16 protein-coding genes are annotated in these 17,219 nt (G+C 69.0%); 3 read left to right on the top strand and 13 right to left on the bottom strand.

All coding sequences use genetic code 11. The features are described 5' to 3' along the window. Position 1 precedes the first annotated feature (1 nt). The 9 genes from ABW16_RS05580 to ABW16_RS05540 all read right to left on the bottom strand — a co-directional run bounded on the left by ABW16_RS05580 (position 2) and on the right by ABW16_RS05540 (position 11,170). On the bottom strand, positions 2-1,252 hold the full coding sequence (locus ABW16_RS05580; protein WP_200900626.1) for a metal-dependent hydrolase family protein: 1,251 nt from the start codon (positions 1,250-1,252) through the stop codon (positions 2-4). A gap of 8 nt (positions 1,253-1,260) precedes the next feature. After that, positions 1,261-1,581, bottom strand: coding sequence for a hypothetical protein (locus tag ABW16_RS05575; protein WP_082133982.1), 321 nt, complete (start codon positions 1,579-1,581; stop codon positions 1,261-1,263). A 14-nt stretch (positions 1,582-1,595) separates the two neighbouring features. Next, positions 1,596-2,861: an aromatic ring-hydroxylating oxygenase subunit alpha gene (locus tag ABW16_RS05570; protein WP_047318364.1), complete on the bottom strand. Its 1,266-nt coding sequence runs from the start codon at positions 2,859-2,861 to the stop codon at positions 1,596-1,598. A 133-nt stretch (positions 2,862-2,994) separates the two neighbouring features. Then, positions 2,995-4,512, bottom strand: a complete 1,518-nt coding sequence (purF, locus tag ABW16_RS05565) for an amidophosphoribosyltransferase (RefSeq protein WP_047318182.1) — start codon at positions 4,510-4,512, stop codon at positions 2,995-2,997. A 51-nt stretch (positions 4,513-4,563) separates the two neighbouring features. Further along, on the bottom strand, positions 4,564-4,968 hold the full coding sequence (locus ABW16_RS05560) for a sterol carrier family protein (RefSeq protein ID WP_047318181.1): 405 nt from the start codon (positions 4,966-4,968) through the stop codon (positions 4,564-4,566). Between the two features lie 3 nt (positions 4,969-4,971). Then, the gene (locus tag ABW16_RS05555) at positions 4,972-5,814 is read right to left on the bottom strand and encodes an alpha/beta fold hydrolase (protein WP_047318180.1); all 843 of its coding nucleotides are present in this window, start codon (positions 5,812-5,814) and stop codon (positions 4,972-4,974) included. Between the two features lie 63 nt (positions 5,815-5,877). Then, a complete protein-coding gene (locus tag ABW16_RS05550) occupies positions 5,878-7,581 on the bottom strand; it encodes an alpha/beta hydrolase (protein ID WP_047318179.1) in 1,704 nt (567 codons plus the stop codon). Between the two features lie 12 nt (positions 7,582-7,593). Beyond that, positions 7,594-9,888: a phosphoribosylformylglycinamidine synthase subunit PurL gene (purL, locus tag ABW16_RS05545; RefSeq protein ID WP_047318178.1), complete on the bottom strand. Its 2,295-nt coding sequence runs from the start codon at positions 9,886-9,888 to the stop codon at positions 7,594-7,596. A 22-nt stretch (positions 9,889-9,910) separates the two neighbouring features. Continuing rightward, entirely contained in the window at positions 9,911-11,170 is a 1,260-nt protein-coding gene (locus tag ABW16_RS05540; protein ID WP_047318177.1) for a M18 family aminopeptidase, read from the bottom strand. A 52-nt stretch (positions 11,171-11,222) separates the two neighbouring features. Between ABW16_RS05540 and ABW16_RS05535 the strand changes: the two genes are divergently transcribed. Beyond that, positions 11,223-12,248 (top strand): Dyp-type peroxidase, encoded by a 1,026-nt coding sequence (locus ABW16_RS05535; RefSeq protein WP_047318176.1) that lies wholly within the window; start codon positions 11,223-11,225, stop codon positions 12,246-12,248. Then, positions 12,245-13,039, top strand: a complete 795-nt coding sequence (locus ABW16_RS05530; protein WP_047318175.1) for a family 1 encapsulin nanocompartment shell protein — start codon at positions 12,245-12,247, stop codon at positions 13,037-13,039. The genes ABW16_RS05535 and ABW16_RS05530 overlap by 4 nt, the downstream gene beginning before the upstream one ends. A gap of 23 nt (positions 13,040-13,062) precedes the next feature. Here the strand turns inward: ABW16_RS05530 and purQ are convergent, their stop codons facing one another. Together purQ and purS are read right to left on the bottom strand one after the other, a co-directional pair. Then, on the bottom strand, positions 13,063-13,737 hold the full coding sequence (gene purQ / locus ABW16_RS05525) for a phosphoribosylformylglycinamidine synthase subunit PurQ (protein ID WP_047318174.1): 675 nt from the start codon (positions 13,735-13,737) through the stop codon (positions 13,063-13,065). Continuing rightward, a complete protein-coding gene (gene purS, locus ABW16_RS05520; protein ID WP_024441898.1) occupies positions 13,734-13,973 on the bottom strand; it encodes a phosphoribosylformylglycinamidine synthase subunit PurS in 240 nt (79 codons plus the stop codon). Before purS ends, purQ begins: the two co-directional genes overlap by 4 nt. A gap of 85 nt (positions 13,974-14,058) precedes the next feature. Here purS and ABW16_RS05515 point away from each other — a divergent pair, with 85 nt between their 5' ends. Continuing rightward, on the top strand, positions 14,059-14,697 hold the full coding sequence (locus ABW16_RS05515; RefSeq protein ID WP_047318173.1) for an MBL fold metallo-hydrolase: 639 nt from the start codon (positions 14,059-14,061) through the stop codon (positions 14,695-14,697). Between the two features lie 106 nt (positions 14,698-14,803). Here ABW16_RS05515 and ABW16_RS05510 read toward each other — a convergent pair whose 3' ends face one another. Both ABW16_RS05510 and ABW16_RS05505 read right to left on the bottom strand, forming a co-directional pair. Then, positions 14,804-16,459, bottom strand: coding sequence for an FAD-binding dehydrogenase (locus tag ABW16_RS05510; RefSeq protein ID WP_047318172.1), 1,656 nt, complete (start codon positions 16,457-16,459; stop codon positions 14,804-14,806). Positions 16,460-16,478: 19 nt separating this feature from the next. Further along, positions 16,479-17,192: a DUF2334 domain-containing protein gene (locus ABW16_RS05505; protein WP_047318171.1), complete on the bottom strand. Its 714-nt coding sequence runs from the start codon at positions 17,190-17,192 to the stop codon at positions 16,479-16,481. Positions 17,193-17,219 lie beyond the last annotated feature (27 nt).

The following is a 17,219-nucleotide window of genomic DNA, read 5'->3' as shown; positions in this document are numbered from 1 at the left end:
ATCAACTACTGCGCTTATGGACTCGGCCGTCCTTCATGACAAATCGCACGTCGAGGGTGGTGCTGATGTCCCGGGTCGGGTCACCCGGTACAGCGATGATATCGGCGCGGTAGCCCGGTGCCAGCCGTCCCAGTTCGTGGTCGGCGTCGACAAGTTCAGCGCTGGTGACGGTGGCGGCGCGCAGCGCCTGCACCGGCGTCATGCCACGCTCCACCAGCGCACACAATTCCCTGGCGTTCTGACCGTGCGGGATTGCCGGCGCGTCGGTGCCGCAGGCGATGCGCACGCCGGCCTCGATCGCCCGGGGCAACATGGCTTTGGCCTGCGGGAACACTTCGGCGGCCTTTTTGCGCAGTTCGGGAGCGATTCGGTCGACGGCCAAGGCGTCCGTCAGGTAGGTGGTGGAGACCAGGAAGGTGCCGTGGTCCACCATCATCGCGAGGGTTTCGTCGGTGGCCAGGAAACCGTGTTCGATGCAGTCGATGCCGGCGCGGATGCAGGCCCGGATCGCGGTGTCGCCGATCGCGTGTGCGGCCACCCGCACCCCGGCCCGATGTGCCTCATCGGCGATCGCGGCCAGTTCGGCGTCGGAGTACTGCTGCGCGCCCGGGGCGGTGCTGTGCGACATCACCCCACCCGAGGCCGACACCTTGATCAGCTTGGCGCCGTGCCGGATCTGGTAGCGCACGCAGGCGGTCACGTCCGGCACGCCGTTGGCGATGCCCTCGGCGACCGACAGCGGCATGACGCCGGGCGCGAGCCGTTGGAAGACCGTCGGATCCAGATGGCCGCCGTAAGGCGTGACGGCGTGGCCGGCGGGATAGATCCGCGGACCGGCGTGCCAGCCCTGGTCAATGGCGCGCTGCAGGGCGACGTCGAGCAGGTAGCCACCGGTCTTGACCATCAACCCCAAGTTGCGGACGGTGGTGAACCCGGCTTCCAGCGTGGTCCTGGCGTTGACCGCGGCCCGCAACGTGCGGTACGCGGGATCGTCCTGCACGCCGTGCAGCGGGGTGGGAAGTCCTTCCGGGCTGCCCGGCCCGCCGATCAGCAGGTTGAGTTCCATGTCCATCAGGCCCGGCAGCAACGTGACGTCGCCGAGGTCGATGTCATCGGCCGAAACCGGTAACGGCACATCGGGATTGACGGAGGTGATCCAGTCACCCTCGATCACGAAAACGGCGGGTGAGCGCACCACCCCGGCGTCGATGTCGAGCCAGCGGGCGGCGCGCAGTACCGAGACCTCACTCACTGGGCCGCTCACGGGAAGGGCTCGGAGATGCACTCGATGACCGCGGCCCCGGAGTCCGGAACGCGCGGCTGCTTCCAGGCTTCGGCCGGAAACGCCACCGTGATCATGGAATACAGCAGGTGCATCAGGTTCAACACATCCTCGGGCATATCGTCGAGGCTGAACTTGTCGCAGTAGGCCAGCGCGTCTTCGGCACGGGCCGTGATGGCGTCGTAGAACGCTTGCATGTCGCGCATGGAACTGCTCAGGCGCTTGGCGTACCGCTCCGGCTCAGAGGGCAGGCACCAGTCGGTGAACGGTTCGAGGTCGATGAATTCCTTTGGCAGCATGGCGGACACGGTTCTCACACCTTCGCCGCCGCGCGCTCGTGTTCGGCGATCCACGCGGCGGTCTCGGCGTGGAAGTGCCGGATCAGCACCTCTTGATCGTTGAGCAGGAAGCGGTCCACCACACCGGTGCCGATCATCGTGTGGGTGGCCTCCAACGTACTGGCGTCCTGCAATCCGTACTCCTTGAACGACACCGCCGCCAGTTCTTGGGCGACTCGCTCGCGGGGAGTCCGCGGCTGTGGAAAGTACAGCGTGCCTTCGAAAATGTGCGAGTCGTGCGCGGTGGGCCAGTAGTGATAGGTCAGGTACCAGCCCTGGCCCCAGAACAGGATCGTGAAGTTGGGGAAGATCTGAAACGAATCCAACCCCCACGGATCGCATTTCGCGGGATTGAGGCCGTCGGGCATCGGGCCGATATCCGGCGGGTCCCACGGCCCGAACAACCCGCTCTGGCAGATGTCCTCGATCGGCTTGCGCATCTCGGCCGACATCTCCCAGGCTCGCACCCCCGAGGTGCTCACCAGGCGGTGCGGGCCCTCGATTCGGTAGTGCGGCGCCTCGAAGCCGGCCTGCTCGGCCGCCACCCGAAAGGCCGTCGGCGTCTGATTCCCGTGCAGTACCGGCGCGTGATAGAACTCCTGGAACGCGTCCAGGAAGAGCTTCCAGTTGGAGTTGACCGACGAGCGATATTGCCACCGCGACGTCATACGCCCGAATGGGTAGCCTTCCAAGGCCGTAACCATCGGCCCCAGGAATTCCCGCAGCGACTGCTCGGGGGCGGCGGCGAAGTTGACGAAGATGAATCCTTCCCAGACGTCGCAGTGCACGCCGACCAACCCGTAGCGGCTCTTGTCGAGGTCGAAGAACTCCTCCTCCTGTTGGACGAAGGCCAGGTTGCCGTCCAGGTCGTAGCGCCAGCCGTGGTACTTGCAGGTGAACTGGCGGCAGTTCCCGCTCGTCTCCTCCAACGGCATGGTGTCCCACACCAACTTGTTGCCCCGATGCCGACAGACGTTGTGGTACGCCCTGATCTCGTCAGATCCCGTGCGCACCAAGATGATCGAGGTGTTGACGACCTTCAGTTCCCTGGTGAAGTAGCTGCCCTTTCGCGGAAGCTGTTCTACCCGACCGACGTTCAGCCAGGCACGCCGGAAGATCGCCGCGCGCTCCTTTTCGTAGACCTCCGGGCTGACCGAATCGCGATACGACACCGGTTCGGTACCGAGTTCGGGATAGTGCTGAGTCCAACTGCCCTCGGGCGGCTTGGGAAAACGCGCCACAACCACTCCTGTCCTCACACCGGGTCACGAGTCTCGTTGGCGCCGACGCTATCGAGTGGCCCGATTAGTGTCAAGTAGTTGATACTTGGGGCTGGAAGCCAGTGTCAGCAGTTACGGAATGACGGACTTCGGGTTAGGACTGACTCAGCGCAGCGTCGCTGTCGCTCTCGGCCTTGAGCGCGGTGTTGGTCAACATCTGCTCGATCACGTTCTTGCCCAGGGCACTGTCGTGGGGCAGCTCGATCGGGTAGCTGCCATCGAAGCAGGCGCAACACAGCCGCGATTTGGGCTGCTCGGTGGCCGCGATCATGTCTTCCTGCCCGACGTAGCCGAGGGTGTCGGCGCCGATAGCGCGCCGTACCGCTTCGACCATCTCGGTCTCGTCCTCGACGGCGTTGGCGATCAGCTCGGCCGGCGAGGCGAAGTCGATGCCATAGAAGCACGGCCACTTCACCGGCGGAGACGCGATCCGCACATGCACCTCCACAGCGCCGGCCTCGCGCAGCATCCGCACCAGGGCGCGCTGGGTGTTGCCCCGCACGATCGAGTCGTCGACGACGATCAGCCGCTTGCCGCGGATGATCTCCCGCAGCGGGTTGAGCTTGAGCCGGATGCCGAGCTGACGGATGGTCTGCGAGGGCTGGATGAAGGTTCGCCCGACGTAGGCGTTCTTGGTCAGGCCCTGCCCATAGTCGATGCCGGACTCCTGGGCGTAGCCCACCGCGGCCGGGGTGCCGGACTCCGGCACGCCGATGACCAGGTCGGCCTCGACCGGGTGTTCACGGGCCAGCCGACGACCGATCTCCACCCGGGTGGCGTGCACCGACCGACCGCCGATGGTGGAATCGGGCCGGGCCAGGTAGACGTATTCGAAGACGCACCCCTTCGGGGTGGGGTTGGCGAATCGGGTGGAGCGCACGCCGTCGGCGTCGATCGCCAGCAGCTCCCCGGGCTCGATGTCGCGGACGAACGAGGCACCGACGATGTCGAGCGCGGCCGTCTCAGAGGCCACCACCCAGCCGCGGTCGAGCCGGCCCAGCGACAGTGGCCGCACACCCCATGGGTCGCGGGCCGCGTACAGGGTGTTCTCGTCCATGAAGATCAGGCAGAAGGCGCCGCGCGCCGTGGGAAGCAGCTCCAGCGCCGCCTGCTCCAGGGAGCTGTCGGCGGCCCCGTGCGCCAGCAGCGCGCCCAGGATGTCGGAGTCGGTGGTGGCCACGCCGGGCCGGCGGGTGTCGATCAGGCCCAGTTCACGGGCGCGACGGGCCAATTCGGCGGTATTGACCAGGTTGCCGTTGTGACCGAGGGCCACCCCGGTGCCGGCCGCAGTGTTGCGGAACACCGGCTGGGCGTTCTCCCAAGTGGTGTCGCCGGTGGTGGAGTAGCGGCAGTGCCCGACGGCCACGTGCCCGGGCATGGCAGCCAGCGTCTGCTCCTCGAAAACCTGACTGACCAGGCCCAGGTCTTTGAAGACCAGCACTTGCGAGCCGTCGCCGACGGCGATCCCGGCTGCCTCCTGGCCACGGTGTTGCAGCGCATACAGGCCGTAATAAGTGAGCTTCGCTACTTCTTCGCCGGGAGCCCATACACCGAATACGCCGCACTCTTCACGGGGTGCATTCTCGAGGTCTACTACCTGCTGGTCCGGCACGTTTCAGCTGCTCCAGGGGGACGGGCCACAGTGACGATGTTCAGTCTACGGTCAACAAGCGTCAAGTTTCACCAACGGCAACCAATCGGCGATCTCGGCGGCTCGCGAACCCGACAGTCGCAGCTTTCCGGCAGCAGTCGCCTCGCCCGTCTCCAGCAGCCCGGCGGCCAGCAGCAGCCAGCTGCGCGGATCGGTCTCGACCACGTTGGGCGGGGTGCCGCGGGTGTGCCGCGGCCCGGCGATGCACTGCACCGCGACGAACGGCGGTATCCGCACCTCCACGCTGGCGCCCGGCGCCAGCTCGGCCAGGGTGCGGGCGGTCAGACGGACCGCCGCCGCCAACTCGGCGCGGGCCGGGGCCGGCAGCGTGTCGTCGCGCAGCCAGTCCGCGACGGCCAGTACTGCTGCGCGGGTCTGCGCCGGGTCCAGCTGCGGACGTGAGCGGGCGGCTGCCATGGGTCAGTCGACTGGGTGTGCGGCAAACCAGTCGAGCAGCAGGTCGGCGAGCCGGTCCGGCTCGGTGTCGGGGATCCAGTGCGAGACGCCCGGCAGTATCTCGAATCGGTAGTCCCCGTCGACGTAGCGGGCCGTGTTGCGAGCCGCCTTGTCCCGCAGTGCGAAATCACGGTCGCTCCACACATACATCGTCGGAACCGAGATGCGCCCGGCGGCGGCCCGTGGCCCCGACAGGGGCAGCGCCCGGTACCAGTTGAGCCCGCCGGTCAACGCTCCCGGTTCGGTCATGGCCCGCGCATCGCGTTGGGCCGCGGCCGCCGGCAGCCCGCCACGCTGCAAGGTCTTGGCGGCCCGGGCGCCGCCGCCGCGCGTCATCACCCATTCCGGCAGCCATGGCAACTGGAAGAAGCCCATGTACCACGAGGCCAGGCCCTGGCGGCTGGTGACGAGCGCCTTCACGAACGCGGCGGGGTGCGGCACCGAGACCGGCGACACGGTGGCGAGCCTTTCGGGCAGTTCGGCTGCGACTCCCCACGCGACCGCGGCACCCCAGTCGTGGCCCACCAGGTGCACGCGCTGCGCGCCGCTGGCGTCGATCAGCGCACCGATGTCGGCGACGAGTTCGGGGAGGCGATAGTCGCGGCGCCGGGGCGGCCGGGCACCTGGTGAGTAACCGCGCTGGTTGGGCGCCAGGCATCGGTAGCCCGCGGCGGTGAGCCGGTCGATGACGGCGTTCCAGCTGTCGTTGCGCTGCGGGAAGCCGTGCAGCAACACCACCACGGGCCCGTCCGGCGGCCCGGCGTCGCGAACATCGAAGACCAGGCCGTCACGGGTGTATCGCTCCATGGGTGAAGCATCCCGCATGGCGCTGGGCGCCGGTACCCGGCCCCGGCGCCTGAACCCGATGGCCTATCCGCGTCGCAGGGCCGCGCGGATCCGTTCGGTGTCCGACGGCGTCCAGCCGTCAGGCGGCAGCACCGCCACCCAGCCGTCCAGGATGGTGTCCGCGTAGTTGTGTCCGTGCCCTGCAGGCATCTGCTCACCGTGGAACAGGTCCGCGCTGACCTGCCAGAACGTCACCACCGGGTACCAGCGCATGGACGCCGTGCGGTCCGGGCCGGGCGCCTCGGTCAGCCAGTCGGGTCGGGCGAACAGCAGATCCGGCGACCACCACACCACCGGGTCGGAAGCGTGCTGCAGGAACAGCACCCGCGTACCGGTCCACGGCGGCGCGGCAATCCGGGCGATCTCGGCCGGCAAAGTGCCCTGGGCGAACCGCACGGTACGTCCGTTGTCGTAGCGCGGCAGCACCGCGGTGCTGCCGGGGTCACGTCGCACCAGCAGCGCATGCCAGAGCGGGCTGGCCTGCGGTGGCCCCACCCACAGCACGGCCTCGTAGCCCATCTCGGCGACGTCGGGCAGCCAGTCGAACGCGGCTTGCCCGGCCATCGATCCCAGGCTCTCGCCGTAGAGCACCAGCTTGGGCCGATGGTCGACCGGCAGGCCTCGCCAGCGCTCGGCGATGGTCTGCACCAGCAGCCGTCCGGAGTCCATCGACTTGCGTTGGTCGGCCAGGAAGGAGATCCAGCTCGGCAGGTAGGAGTACTGCACGGCGACGATTGCGGTGTCGCCGTTGTAGAGCATCTCGATCGCGTCGGACGCGGCCGGGTCGACCCACCCGGTGCCGGTGGTGGGCACCACGACCAGCGCCTGGCGGTCGAAGGCGTGGGTGCGGTCCAGTTCGTCGAGCAGCAGCTGCATCCGGGCTTGATCGTCGCCCGCACTGTGCAGCCCGGCGTACACCCGGATGGGTTCACGGGCGGGCCGTCCGTTGATCCGGGTGAGTTCGGCGGCGTGCACTCCCCCGGCGACGAAGCTGCGGCCCTGACTCCCCAGGGTGGCCCAGGGCGCCAACGACTCCGGGCTGCCGGATCGCTCCGGTTGCAGCGGCTGGCTCGTCCCGGGCTGGGTGTCGCTGTCCTCCGGCTGGAACACCGCGCTGGCTCCGGCGAAGAAACCGCGGATCAGCACGCCGTTGATCAAGGTGGTCAGCAGGACGACGACGATCGCGCTGCCGATGAACATCGCGACTTCGCTGTTCAGGTGCCAACGGCGGATCAGCGCTCGCGCCAGCAGCCGACTGGCGTCGATCAGCACCCGCACTGTCGCGACCAGCGCGGCGGACACGCCGATCGCGACGACCAGGGTGCGCAGGTAGCCCAGTGTCGCCGGGCCCTCGATGCCCAGCAGCTCGGAAACCTGGCGCTGCCAGCCGGCGGCCGGGATCAGCATCACAACGCACGCGGCCGGGGCCGCCACCACCACAGTTGCCTTGAGCGAGAACAAGACCGGGCGCGGCGGCGGCCACCAGCTGGCGCCGCGCAACACGAACCGCTCCACCGTTGCGCCGATCAGCACCCCCAGGCCGTAGCCGAAGGCCGCGTTGATACCGCCGATCAGCCCCTGGAACAGCCAGTCGCGCGGCAGCAGCGAGGGGGTCAGCGACAGACAGAAGAACAGCGCACCGAACGCCACCCCGACGAACCCCAGCCGCAGCAGGCTCCACGCCCACACCACCAGTGGGTGTCTCGCCGGTGGCGCGACTGTTCCCATGCCGCTGGGACTTTATCCGAATATCCCCGGCAGCACCGCTTCGGAGGTGCTGCGCAGTTCCGCCAGCGACACACTGAACTGCCCTTGGACTTCGACCTCTTGCGAGGCCTGGTCCACCACTCCGACGCGAGTGGCCGGCAGGCCGCGCGCCTCGCACATGGAGCGCAACCGGCTCTCCTCGGTGCGCGGCACCGCCACCAGCGCCCTGCCCGCCGACTCGGAGAACAGGAAGACGAACGGATCGGCGTCCTCGGGAAGCAGGATGCGGCAACCGGTTTCACCGGCGATCGACGACTCGACCACGGCTTGGATCAGCCCGCCTTCGCTCAAGTCGTGGGCAGCCGACACCAGGCCGTCGCGCGAAGCGGCGCTCAGCACTTCGGCGAGCAGCTGCTCGCGCCCCAGATCGACCTTCGGCGGCAGACCGCCCAGGTGATCGCCGGTCACCTGCGCCCAGATGGACCCGTCGAACTCGTCGCGGGTGTCGCCGAGCAGGATCAGCGTCTCGCCCGGTTCGACGCCGAATGCGGTCGGAAGACGCCGGCTCACATCGTCGATGACACCGAGCACGCCGACGACCGGGGTGGGGTGGATCGGGGTGGCGCCGGTTTGGTTGTAGAAGCTCACATTGCCGCCGGTCACTGGAATCCCCAGCGCCGCACAGCCGTCGGCCAGACCGCGCACGGCCTCGGCGAACTGCCACATGACCCCGGGGTCTTCCGGGGAACCGAAGTTCAGGCAGTTGGTGACGGCGATCGGTGTGGCTCCGGTGACGGCCACGTTGCGGTACGCCTCGGCCAGCGCCAGCTGCGCCCCGGTGTAGGGGTCGAGCTTGGTGTAGCGACCGGACGCGTCGGTGGAGATCGTGATCCCGCGCCCGGAGGCCTCATCAATGCGCAGCATCCCGCCGTCGGCGTGCTCGGCCAGCACGGTGTTGCCGCGCACGTAGCGGTCGTACTGTTCGGTGATGAACGCCCGACTGCACAGGTGCGGGCTGCCCAGCAGCGCAAGCAGAGTCGCGCGCAGCTCCTCCCCGGTGGCCGGCCGCGGCAGCTTGTCCGAACGGTCGGCGTTGAGGGCGTCCTGGGTGTCGGGGCGTGCGACCGGGCGCTGATAGATCGGGCCTTCGTGGGCCACCGTGCGCGGTGGCACGTCGACGACGGTCTGGCCGTGCCAGGTGATCTGCAGCCGGTCGCCGTCGGTCACCTCGCCGATCACCGTGGCCAGCACGTCCCACTTGTCGCAGACCGCCATGAAGGCGTCGACGTTCTCCGGGGCGACCACGGCGCACATGCGTTCCTGCGACTCGCTGGAGAGCACCTCGGCGGGGGTCATGTTCGCCGCGCGCAGCGGCACCTTCTCCAGCTCGATCGCCATACCGCCATCGCCGGCGGAAGCCAACTCGGAAGTGGCACAAGATAATCCGGCACCGCCCAGGTCCTGGATGCCGACCACCAGCTTGGCGGCGTACAGCTCCAGACAGCACTCGATGAGCACCTTCTCGGTGAACGGGTCGCCGACCTGAACCGACGGCAGCTTCTTGCGGCCCGCGCCGCTCTCGTCCCCGCCGAAGGTGTCCGACGCCAGCACCGACACCCCGCCGATGCCGTCCAGGCCGGTACGCGCCCCGAACAGGATGATCTTGTTTCCGGCACCGGAGGCGAACGCCAGGTGCAGGTCTTCCTTCTTGAGCACGCCGACGCACAGGGCGTTGACCAGCGGGTTGCCCGCGTAGCACGGGTCGAAGACGGTTTCGCCGCCGATATTGGGCAGCCCCAGGGAGTTGCCGTAGCCGCCGATGCCGCGCACCACCCCGTCGAGCACCCGCCGGGTGTCGGGGGCGTCGGCGGCGCCGAAACGCAGCTGGTCCATCACCGCGACCGGGCGGGCGCCCATCGCCATGATGTCGCGCACGATGCCGCCCACCCCGGTGGCCGCACCCTGGTAGGGCTCGACGTAGGACGGGTGGTTGTGCGACTCCACCTTGAAGGTGACCGCCCAGCCGTCGCCGATGTCGACCACGCCGGCGTTCTCGCCGATGCCGGCCAGCATGGCCTTGCGCATGTCGTCGGTGGTGGTCTCACCGAAGTAGCGCAGGTGCACCTTGGAGGACTTGTAGGAGCAGTGCTCGCTCCACATCACCGAGTACATGGCCAGCTCGGCGTCGGTGGGGCGGCGGCCCAGGATGTCGCGGATGCGCTGGTACTCGTCGTCCTTAAGACCCAACTCCGCGAACGGTTGCGGGTGATCCGGCGTCGCAGCGGCGTGTTCGACGGTGTCCAGCGTGGTCGGGGGCGTCACGGGCACAGTCTATGGCACCGATTTCGGCTCAGTCGGGGGCCAGGAATGCCCTCAGAGCCGCCGCATACGAGGCCACATCGCCCGCGCCCATCAGTTCCCGCGCCGAATGCATGGCCAGCTGCGGAGCGCCCACATCAACGGTGGGGATCCCGGTGCGCGCGGCGCTCATCGGGCCGATGGTCGATCCGCACGGCAGGTCGGCCCGGTGCTCGTAGCGCTGCAGCGCCACCCCCGCCGCCTCGCAGGCCAGCGCGAAAGTGGCGGCGGTGCGGCCGTCGGTGGCGTAACGCAGGTTGGGCTGCACCTTGAGCACCGGGCCGGCGTTGACCGCGATCTGATGGCCCGGTTCGTGACGGTCCGGGTAGTTCGGATGGGTGGCGTGCGCCATGTCCGCCGAGGCCAGCGTGGAGGCGGTCAGCCGGCGCAGGAAGTCCTCCCGGTCGCCGCCGGCGGCCAGCGTGATCCGCTCCAGGACGCCTCGCAGCAGATCGGACTGGGCACCATGGTCCGATGTCGACCCGACCTCCTCGTGGTCGAACAGCACCAGCACCGGCAGGTGGCGACCAGGCTTGGCTGCGATCAGCGCTTCCAGCCCGGCGTAGCAGCTGGCCTGGTTGTCCAGCCGCGGCGCGCTGACAAATTCCCGGCCCACCCCGGCCACCGCCGACGGCGCGAGGTCGTGGGTCATCAGGTCGAATCCCAGCACGTCGCGGGGTTCCACGCCGGCGCGTTCGGCTACGTAGCCGAGGAAGTCCGGAGACCGGCCATCTCCCCACACCGCGTTGACGTGGCGTTGCGGGTCCAGGGTGACCGAATTGCGGTCGTCGGCCAGATGGATGGCCAGCTGCGGCACCCGCAGGATCGGCTCGTCGATACGGACCAGGCGGTGGCTGATTCCCGCGCCGCTGCGCACTGACAGCCGCCCGCTGATCCCCAGGTCACGGTCCAGCCAGGAGTTCAGCCAGGCGCCGCCGTAGGGCGCCAGGGCCACCAACTGCCAGCCGGTGACCTCCCGGGCCGGATGCTGCTTGACCCGCAGGTTCGGGCTGTCGGTATGTGCGCCGATGATCCGGAACGGGGTGGCCGGGCTCGTTGCGCCGCTGTCCCACGCAATCAGTGAACCGGCCCGGACGGTGAAGTACCGACCGGGCGCCTGCGGCCATCGGTCGGTCTCGGCGACCTCGGTGTAGCCGGCGGCCCGCAGCCGTTCGGCCACAGTCACGCAGGCGTGAAACGGCGACGGTGAGGCGTCGATGAACTCGCATAATCCGGTTGCGGTGGCCGCCATGGGCTCAAGTCTTTCGCATCCGGACGCCGACGGGGGCGTTAGGGTCGATACCGTGCCGTCCGTTCAGCCCGTCACCGCTCCCCTGACCTGTGCGGCCATTTTTCTGGTCGTCACCATCGATGAGGGCGGTGAGACACAGGTACACGACGCATTGGCGGACCTGCCCGGAATGGCGTCGGCGATCAGCTTCCGCGACCCGACCAAACAGCTGTCGCTGGTGATCTCGATCGGCTCGGATGCCTGGAACCGGTTGTTCACCGGACCGCGGCCGGCCGAGCTGCATCCGTTCGTCGAGCTGGTCGGTCCGCGACACACCGCCCCGGCCACCCCGGGCGATCTGCTGTTTCATATCCGCGGCGAAACCATGGACGTCTGCTTCGAGCTGGCCCGGCGCATCCTGCGGACCCTGCGCGGCGCGGTCACCGTGGCCGACGAGGTACACGGTTTTCGGTTCTTCGACAATCGCGACCTGCTCGGCTTCGTCGACGGCACCGAGAACCCCACCGGCGACGACGCCCTCGCCGTCACCGCGGTCGGCGACGAAGACCCCGACTTCGCCGGCGGCTGCTATGTGCACATCCAGAAATACCTGCACGACATGACCGCCTGGGACGCCCTTCCCGTCGACGACCAAGAACGCGTGATCGGCCGTACCAAAGCCGACGACATCGAATTCGACGACGCCGACAAACCCGCCAACGCCCACATCAAACTCAACGTCATCACCGACGACGACGGCAACGAACTCGACATCGTGCGCGCCAACATGCCCTTCGGCACCGCCAACTCCGGCGATCACGGCACCTACTACATCGGCTACTCGCGCAGTCCGCAGGTTACCGAGCGGATGCTGCGCAACATGTTCCTCGGCGACCCACCCGGGGTCACCGATCGCATCCTGGACTTCTCCACCGCGCTGACCGGCGGACTGTTCTTCGCCCCCTCCACCGATTTCCTCGATGACCCCCCGCCACTTCCGGGCTCAGCGACACCAGCCCCGGCCATCACCGCCGAACCCACCAGCCCCGAGGGTGCGGGCTCACTGAACATCGGCAGCCTGAAAGGAATCTCGCAATGAACAACCTGTATCGCGATCTGGCCCCGGTCACCGAATCGGCCTGGGCCGACTTCGAGCAGGAGGCGACCCGCACCTTCAAGCGGCACATCGCCGGGCGCCGAGTCGTCGACGTCAGCGAACCCGCCGGGCCGACCGCAGCCGCGGTGGGCACCGGGCGGCTGACCGGCATCGGCGCCCCGGCCGACGGCGTCCAAGCGGATCTGCGCGACAGCAAACCACTGGTACGCCTGCGGGTTCCGTTCACCCTCTCGCGCGAAGAGATCGACGGCGTCGAGCGCGGCTCCCAAGACCCCGACTGGGACCCGGTCAAAGCCGCGGCCAAGAAGCTGGCGTTCGCCGAAGACCGGATCATCTTCGGCGGCTACCCGGCCGCCTCGGTGCAGGGCATCCGCGCCGCGAGCTCGAATCCGGAACTCACCCTGCCGCAGGACCCGCGCGACATCCCGGACGTGATCAGCCAGGCGCTCTCGTCACTGCGACTGGCCGGGGTGGACGGCCCCTACTCGGTGCTGCTGTCGGCCGACGCCTACACCAAGGTCGCCGAGACCTCCGACCACGGCTACCCCATCCTCGAACACCTGCGCCGGCTCGTCACCGGCGACATCATCTGGGCACCGGCAATCGACGGCGCGTTCGTGCTCACCACCCGCGGCGGCGACTTCGACCTGCAACTGGGCACCGATGTGTCGATCGGCTACCTCTCCCACGACGCCGACAATGTGCAGCTCTATCTGCAGGAGACGCTGACATTCCTGTGCTACACCGCCGAAGCCGCAGTCGCACTGACCTGACCAGCGGCTGAGCCGGGCGCGGCTCAGGCCGCCAGCACCGCGTCCAGCGCGGAGTAGAACAGCCCCAGGCCGTCGTCGCTGGGCCCGGTCAGGGCCTCGATGGCGTGCTCGGGGTGCGGCATCAGCCCGACTACCCGGCCGTTGGCCGAGCTCACCCCGGCAATATCGCGCAGCGAGCCGTTGATGTTGTCGAGGTAGCGGAACACCACCCGGCCTTCGCCCTCCAGCTCGTCGAGCACCGCTTCGGAGGCCACGTAGCGGCCCTCGCCCGACTTCAGCGGCACCAGCAGGTCGGCGTCGGCCTCGAACCGGGAGGTCCAGGCCGTCGAGGTGGAGGTCACCCGCAGCCAGACGTCGCGGCAGACGAAGTGCAGCCCGACGTTGCGGGTCAGCGCACCCGGCAGCAATCCGGCCTCGCACAGCACCTGGAAGCCGTTGCAGATGCCGAGCACCGGCATGCCCTGACCGGCAGCCTTGATGACCTCGCCCATCACCGGGGCGAACCGGGCGATGGCCCCGCAGCGCAGGTAATCGCCGTAGGAGAAGCCACCGGGCACCACGACGGCGTCGACGCCCTTGAGGTCGGCATCGGCGTGCCAGAGGCTGAGGGGCTCGGCACCGACGAACCGGACCGCGCGGGCGGCGTCGACGTCGTCGAGGGTGCCGGGGAAGGTGATGACCCCGACCCGGGCGCTCACGAGGTCTCCCGGCTGACGGTGAAGTCCTCGATCACCGTGTTGGCCAGCAGCGATTCGGCGATCTCGGCCAGCGCGGCGTCGTCGATCGAATCGTCGACCTCGAGCTCGAAACGCTTGCCCTGCCGCACATCCGACACTCCGGTGTGTCCAAGCCGAGAAAGCGCTCCGACGATCGCCTGCCCCTGCGGGTCGAGGATCTCGGCTTTGGGCATCACGTGAACAACCACCCGGGCCACGGGTGCTCCCTACTGTCGACGGGGAATCGGTCGGGTCAACAATACCGATGCCCACCCGCGGCTCCGGAGCGCACAATCTTTAGGTATGCAACTGACCCACTTCGGCCATTCCTGCCTGCTCGCCGACTTCGACGGGACCACGGTGCTGTTCGACCCCGGCAACTTCTCGCACGGCTTCGAGGGCATCACCGGTCTGGCGGCCATCCTGGTCACGCATCAGCATCCGGATCACGCCGACGTGGCGCGGCTGCCGGCCCTGATCGACGCGAACCCGGGCGCCGCGCTCTACGCCGACCCGCAGACCGCCGCCCAGCTGGGCCCGCCCTGGCAGCCGGTGCACGTCGGGGATGCCTTCGACGTCGGGCCGCTACGGGTGCGCGGGGTGGGCGGGCAGCACGCGGTGATCCACCCGGAGCTGCCGATGATCGACAACATCTCCTACCTGGTCGGCGACGACGCGCATCCGGCCCGGTTGATGCACCCCGGCGACGCGCTGTTCGTGCCCGGCGAACCGGTGGACGTGCTGGCCACCCCGGCGGCGGCGCCGTGGATGAAGATCTCCGAGGCGGTCGACTACCTGCGAGCAGTGGCGCCGCGGGCCGCGGTGCCGATCCACCAGGGCATCATCGCCACCGAGGCCCGCGGGATCTATCACGGCCGCCTGGCCGAGATGGGGCGCGCCGACTTCCAGGTGCTGCCGCAGGAAAGCGCCGTCACCTTCTAGCCTCTTGCTAGCCTCTTGCGCGAGCGGGCGTGTCTGTACCGCGACACGCCGGCTACGCCGTACATCTGTGCACGCTCGCGTCACCACGCTCGCGGGGAAACCGGCCTCAGGCGATATCGCTCGCGGCGCCCCGGCCGGCAGCACGACCGGAGAAGATGCACCCGCCCAGGAACGTGCCCTCCAGCGCCCGGTAGCCGTGCACGCCGCCGCCCCCGAAGCCGGCCACTTCGCCGGCGGCATACAGCCCGTCGATCGGCTTGCCGTCCGCGCCCAGCACCCGGGAGTCCAGGTCGGTTTCCAAGCCGCCCAGCGCCTTACGGGTCAGGATGTGCAGTTTGACCGCGATCAACGGACCGGCGGACGGATCGGTCAGCCGATGCGGGGCCACCACCCGGCCGATCCGGTCGCCCAGGTAGGCGCGGGCGCCGCGGATCGCGGTGAGCTGACCGTCCTTGCTGAATCGGTTCGCCACTTCGCGGTCGCGCGCGGTGACCTCGGCCTCGACCGTCGCGTAGTCCAACGGCACCACGTCGGGCAGGTCGTTCATCGCGGCGACCAGGTCACGCAGCGACGTGGCGTGCACGAAATCCACCCCGCGGTCGATGAACGCCTGCACCGGCGGGGGCGGCCCGGACCGGGCACGTGAGGCGGCCAGCTGACGCAGGCTACGGCTGGTCAGGTCGGGATTCTGCTCTTGGCCCGAGAGCGCGAACTCCTTCTCGATGATCCGCCGGTTCAGCAGGAACCAGGTGTAGTCCTGGCCGGAGCGCGCGATGTGTTCCAGCGTGCCCAAGGTGTCGAATCCGGGATACAGCGGGCCGGGCAGCCGCACGCCGGCGGCGTCGAGCCACAGCGGCGACGGGCCGGGGATGATGCGGATGCCGTGGCCGGGCCAGATCGGGTCGTAGTTGGTGATGCCCTCGGTGTAGTGCCACATCCGGTCCCGATTGATCACCCGGCCGCCGGCCGCCTCGGTGATCCCGATCATCCGGCCGTCGACGTGGGCGGGCACCCCGGCCAGCAGTTGCGCGGGAACCCGACCCATCCGCTCCGGCCAGTTCTGCCGCACCAGATCGAGATTGCCGCCGATGCCACCGCTGGTGACCAGCACCGCAGGGGCACGGAACTCGAACTGTCCCAACGTGTTCCGCGATGACGCCACTCCACGTTTCGCGGCCGAGGGTTCCAGGACACTGCCCCGCACCCCGCTCACCCGGCCGCCTTCGACGATAAGCTCGTCGACCTGGTGCCGGAAGGCGAACCGGACCTTCGAGCGGCCCCGCAGCCGGCCCGCGAAGATCTCCACCAAAGCCGGTCCGGTGCCCCAGGTGATGTGGAACCGGGGCACCGAATTGCCGTGCCCGATCGCGCCGTACCCGCCACGCTCGGCCCAACCCACCAGCGGAAAGACCTTCAGCCCGCGGGCCCGCAACCAGCTGCGCTTCTCGCCCGAGGCGAAGTCCACGTAGGCATGCGCCCATTGGCGCGGCCAGTGGTCGCACGCCCGGTCGAAACCGGCGGTGCCCAGCCAATCCTGGAGCGCCAGTTCGTAGCTGTCGCGGACCCCCAGCCGGCGCTGCTCGGGGCTGTCGACGAAGAACAATCCGCCGAAGGACCAGAACGCCTGCCCTCCCAGGTTCGCGCTGTTCTCCTGGTCCACGATCAACACCCGTTGGCCGCGTTCCACCAGTTCGCAGGCCGCCACCAGGCCGGCCAGGCCCGCCCCGACGACGATCGCGTCAGCGTCCGCCCTACCGCTCATGGCGTCCCAGGGTAACGACTCAGGCGCTCAGCTCCGCGGCCACGTCCACCGGTGCGAGCGGCCAGCGGTAACGCTCCGGCCGGCAACCGTGTCCCAGCGCGGTGTCCACCGCCTCCAGCATTGCCTCGGTCACGCCCGGCTTCCTCAGCTGGCGTGCGCCTACCGACAGCCGCACCACGCCGTCGCGGCGCGCGATGCGCTCGCTGGTCGCCACCACCATCCGGCACCACCAGGGCGCGGTGAGAAATCCGGCCCCGACACCGATCACCCGGGCCCGCACGGTGTGCTCCAGCACCAGGTCGGTGACGCCGTGCAAACCTGCCAGAAGCCGGAAACCGTTGCGCGGCAGCGCTATCACCGTTCCCGGCGACACGGTCCAGCCGGGCGCGGCGAACAGCCGGGTGCGCAGTCCCAAGTGCTCCAGTACGCGGTCGGCGCCGAGCAGGCGCAGATTGGCCTCATGGGCGGGCAGCGTGGCGAACTCGCCGCGGCGCTTCTTGGTGGCGGCCTCGTCGAAGCCGTGCAGCACGATCGCCGCGCCGTCGGCGCGCCGCTGCGTCAGCCAGTCGACGGTGCCGGGGTCGCGGTCGAGCCGGTAGTCGGCACCCAGTCGCGGCGCCACCAGCAGCGAGACCGGTACGCCGCGGGCATCCAGCTGTGCGCAGAAGGCCTCGGCATCGGCGCGAGTGGTTGCCCCGATCCCGGAGACGGAGACGATCAGTTGTCCGGTCACAACATCAGTGTGACCAGGGCAGGTGTC

Origin of the sequence: Mycolicibacter heraklionensis, from assembly GCF_001021505.1 — a bacterium.
In the GTDB taxonomy this organism is placed as follows: Bacteria; Actinomycetota; Actinomycetes; order Mycobacteriales; family Mycobacteriaceae; genus Mycobacterium; species Mycobacterium heraklionense.
This window is presented reverse-complemented; position numbering and strand designations above follow the sequence as displayed.

Excerpts from the sequence above, each read along its gene's own strand:
- ABW16_RS05575 (WP_082133982.1), bottom strand. The coding sequence starts at position 1,581 with ATGCTGCCAAAGGAATTCATCGACCTCGAACCGTTCACCGACTGGTGC.
- ABW16_RS05560 (WP_047318181.1), bottom strand. The coding sequence starts at position 4,968 with ATGGCAGCCGCCCGCTCACGTCCGCAGCTGGACCCGGCGCAGACCCGC.
- ABW16_RS05555 (WP_047318180.1), bottom strand. The coding sequence starts at position 5,814 with ATGGAGCGATACACCCGTGACGGCCTGGTCTTCGATGTTCGCGACGCC.
- ABW16_RS05550 (WP_047318179.1), bottom strand. The coding sequence starts at position 7,581 with ATGGGAACAGTCGCGCCACCGGCGAGACACCCACTGGTGGTGTGGGCG.
- ABW16_RS05540 (WP_047318177.1), bottom strand. The coding sequence starts at position 11,170 with ATGGCGGCCACCGCAACCGGATTATGCGAGTTCATCGACGCCTCACCG.
- ABW16_RS05530 (WP_047318175.1), top strand. The coding sequence starts at position 12,245 with ATGAACAACCTGTATCGCGATCTGGCCCCGGTCACCGAATCGGCCTGG.
- ABW16_RS05515 (WP_047318173.1), top strand. The coding sequence starts at position 14,059 with ATGCAACTGACCCACTTCGGCCATTCCTGCCTGCTCGCCGACTTCGAC.
- ABW16_RS05510 (WP_047318172.1), bottom strand. The coding sequence starts at position 16,459 with ATGAGCGGTAGGGCGGACGCTGACGCGATCGTCGTCGGGGCGGGCCTG.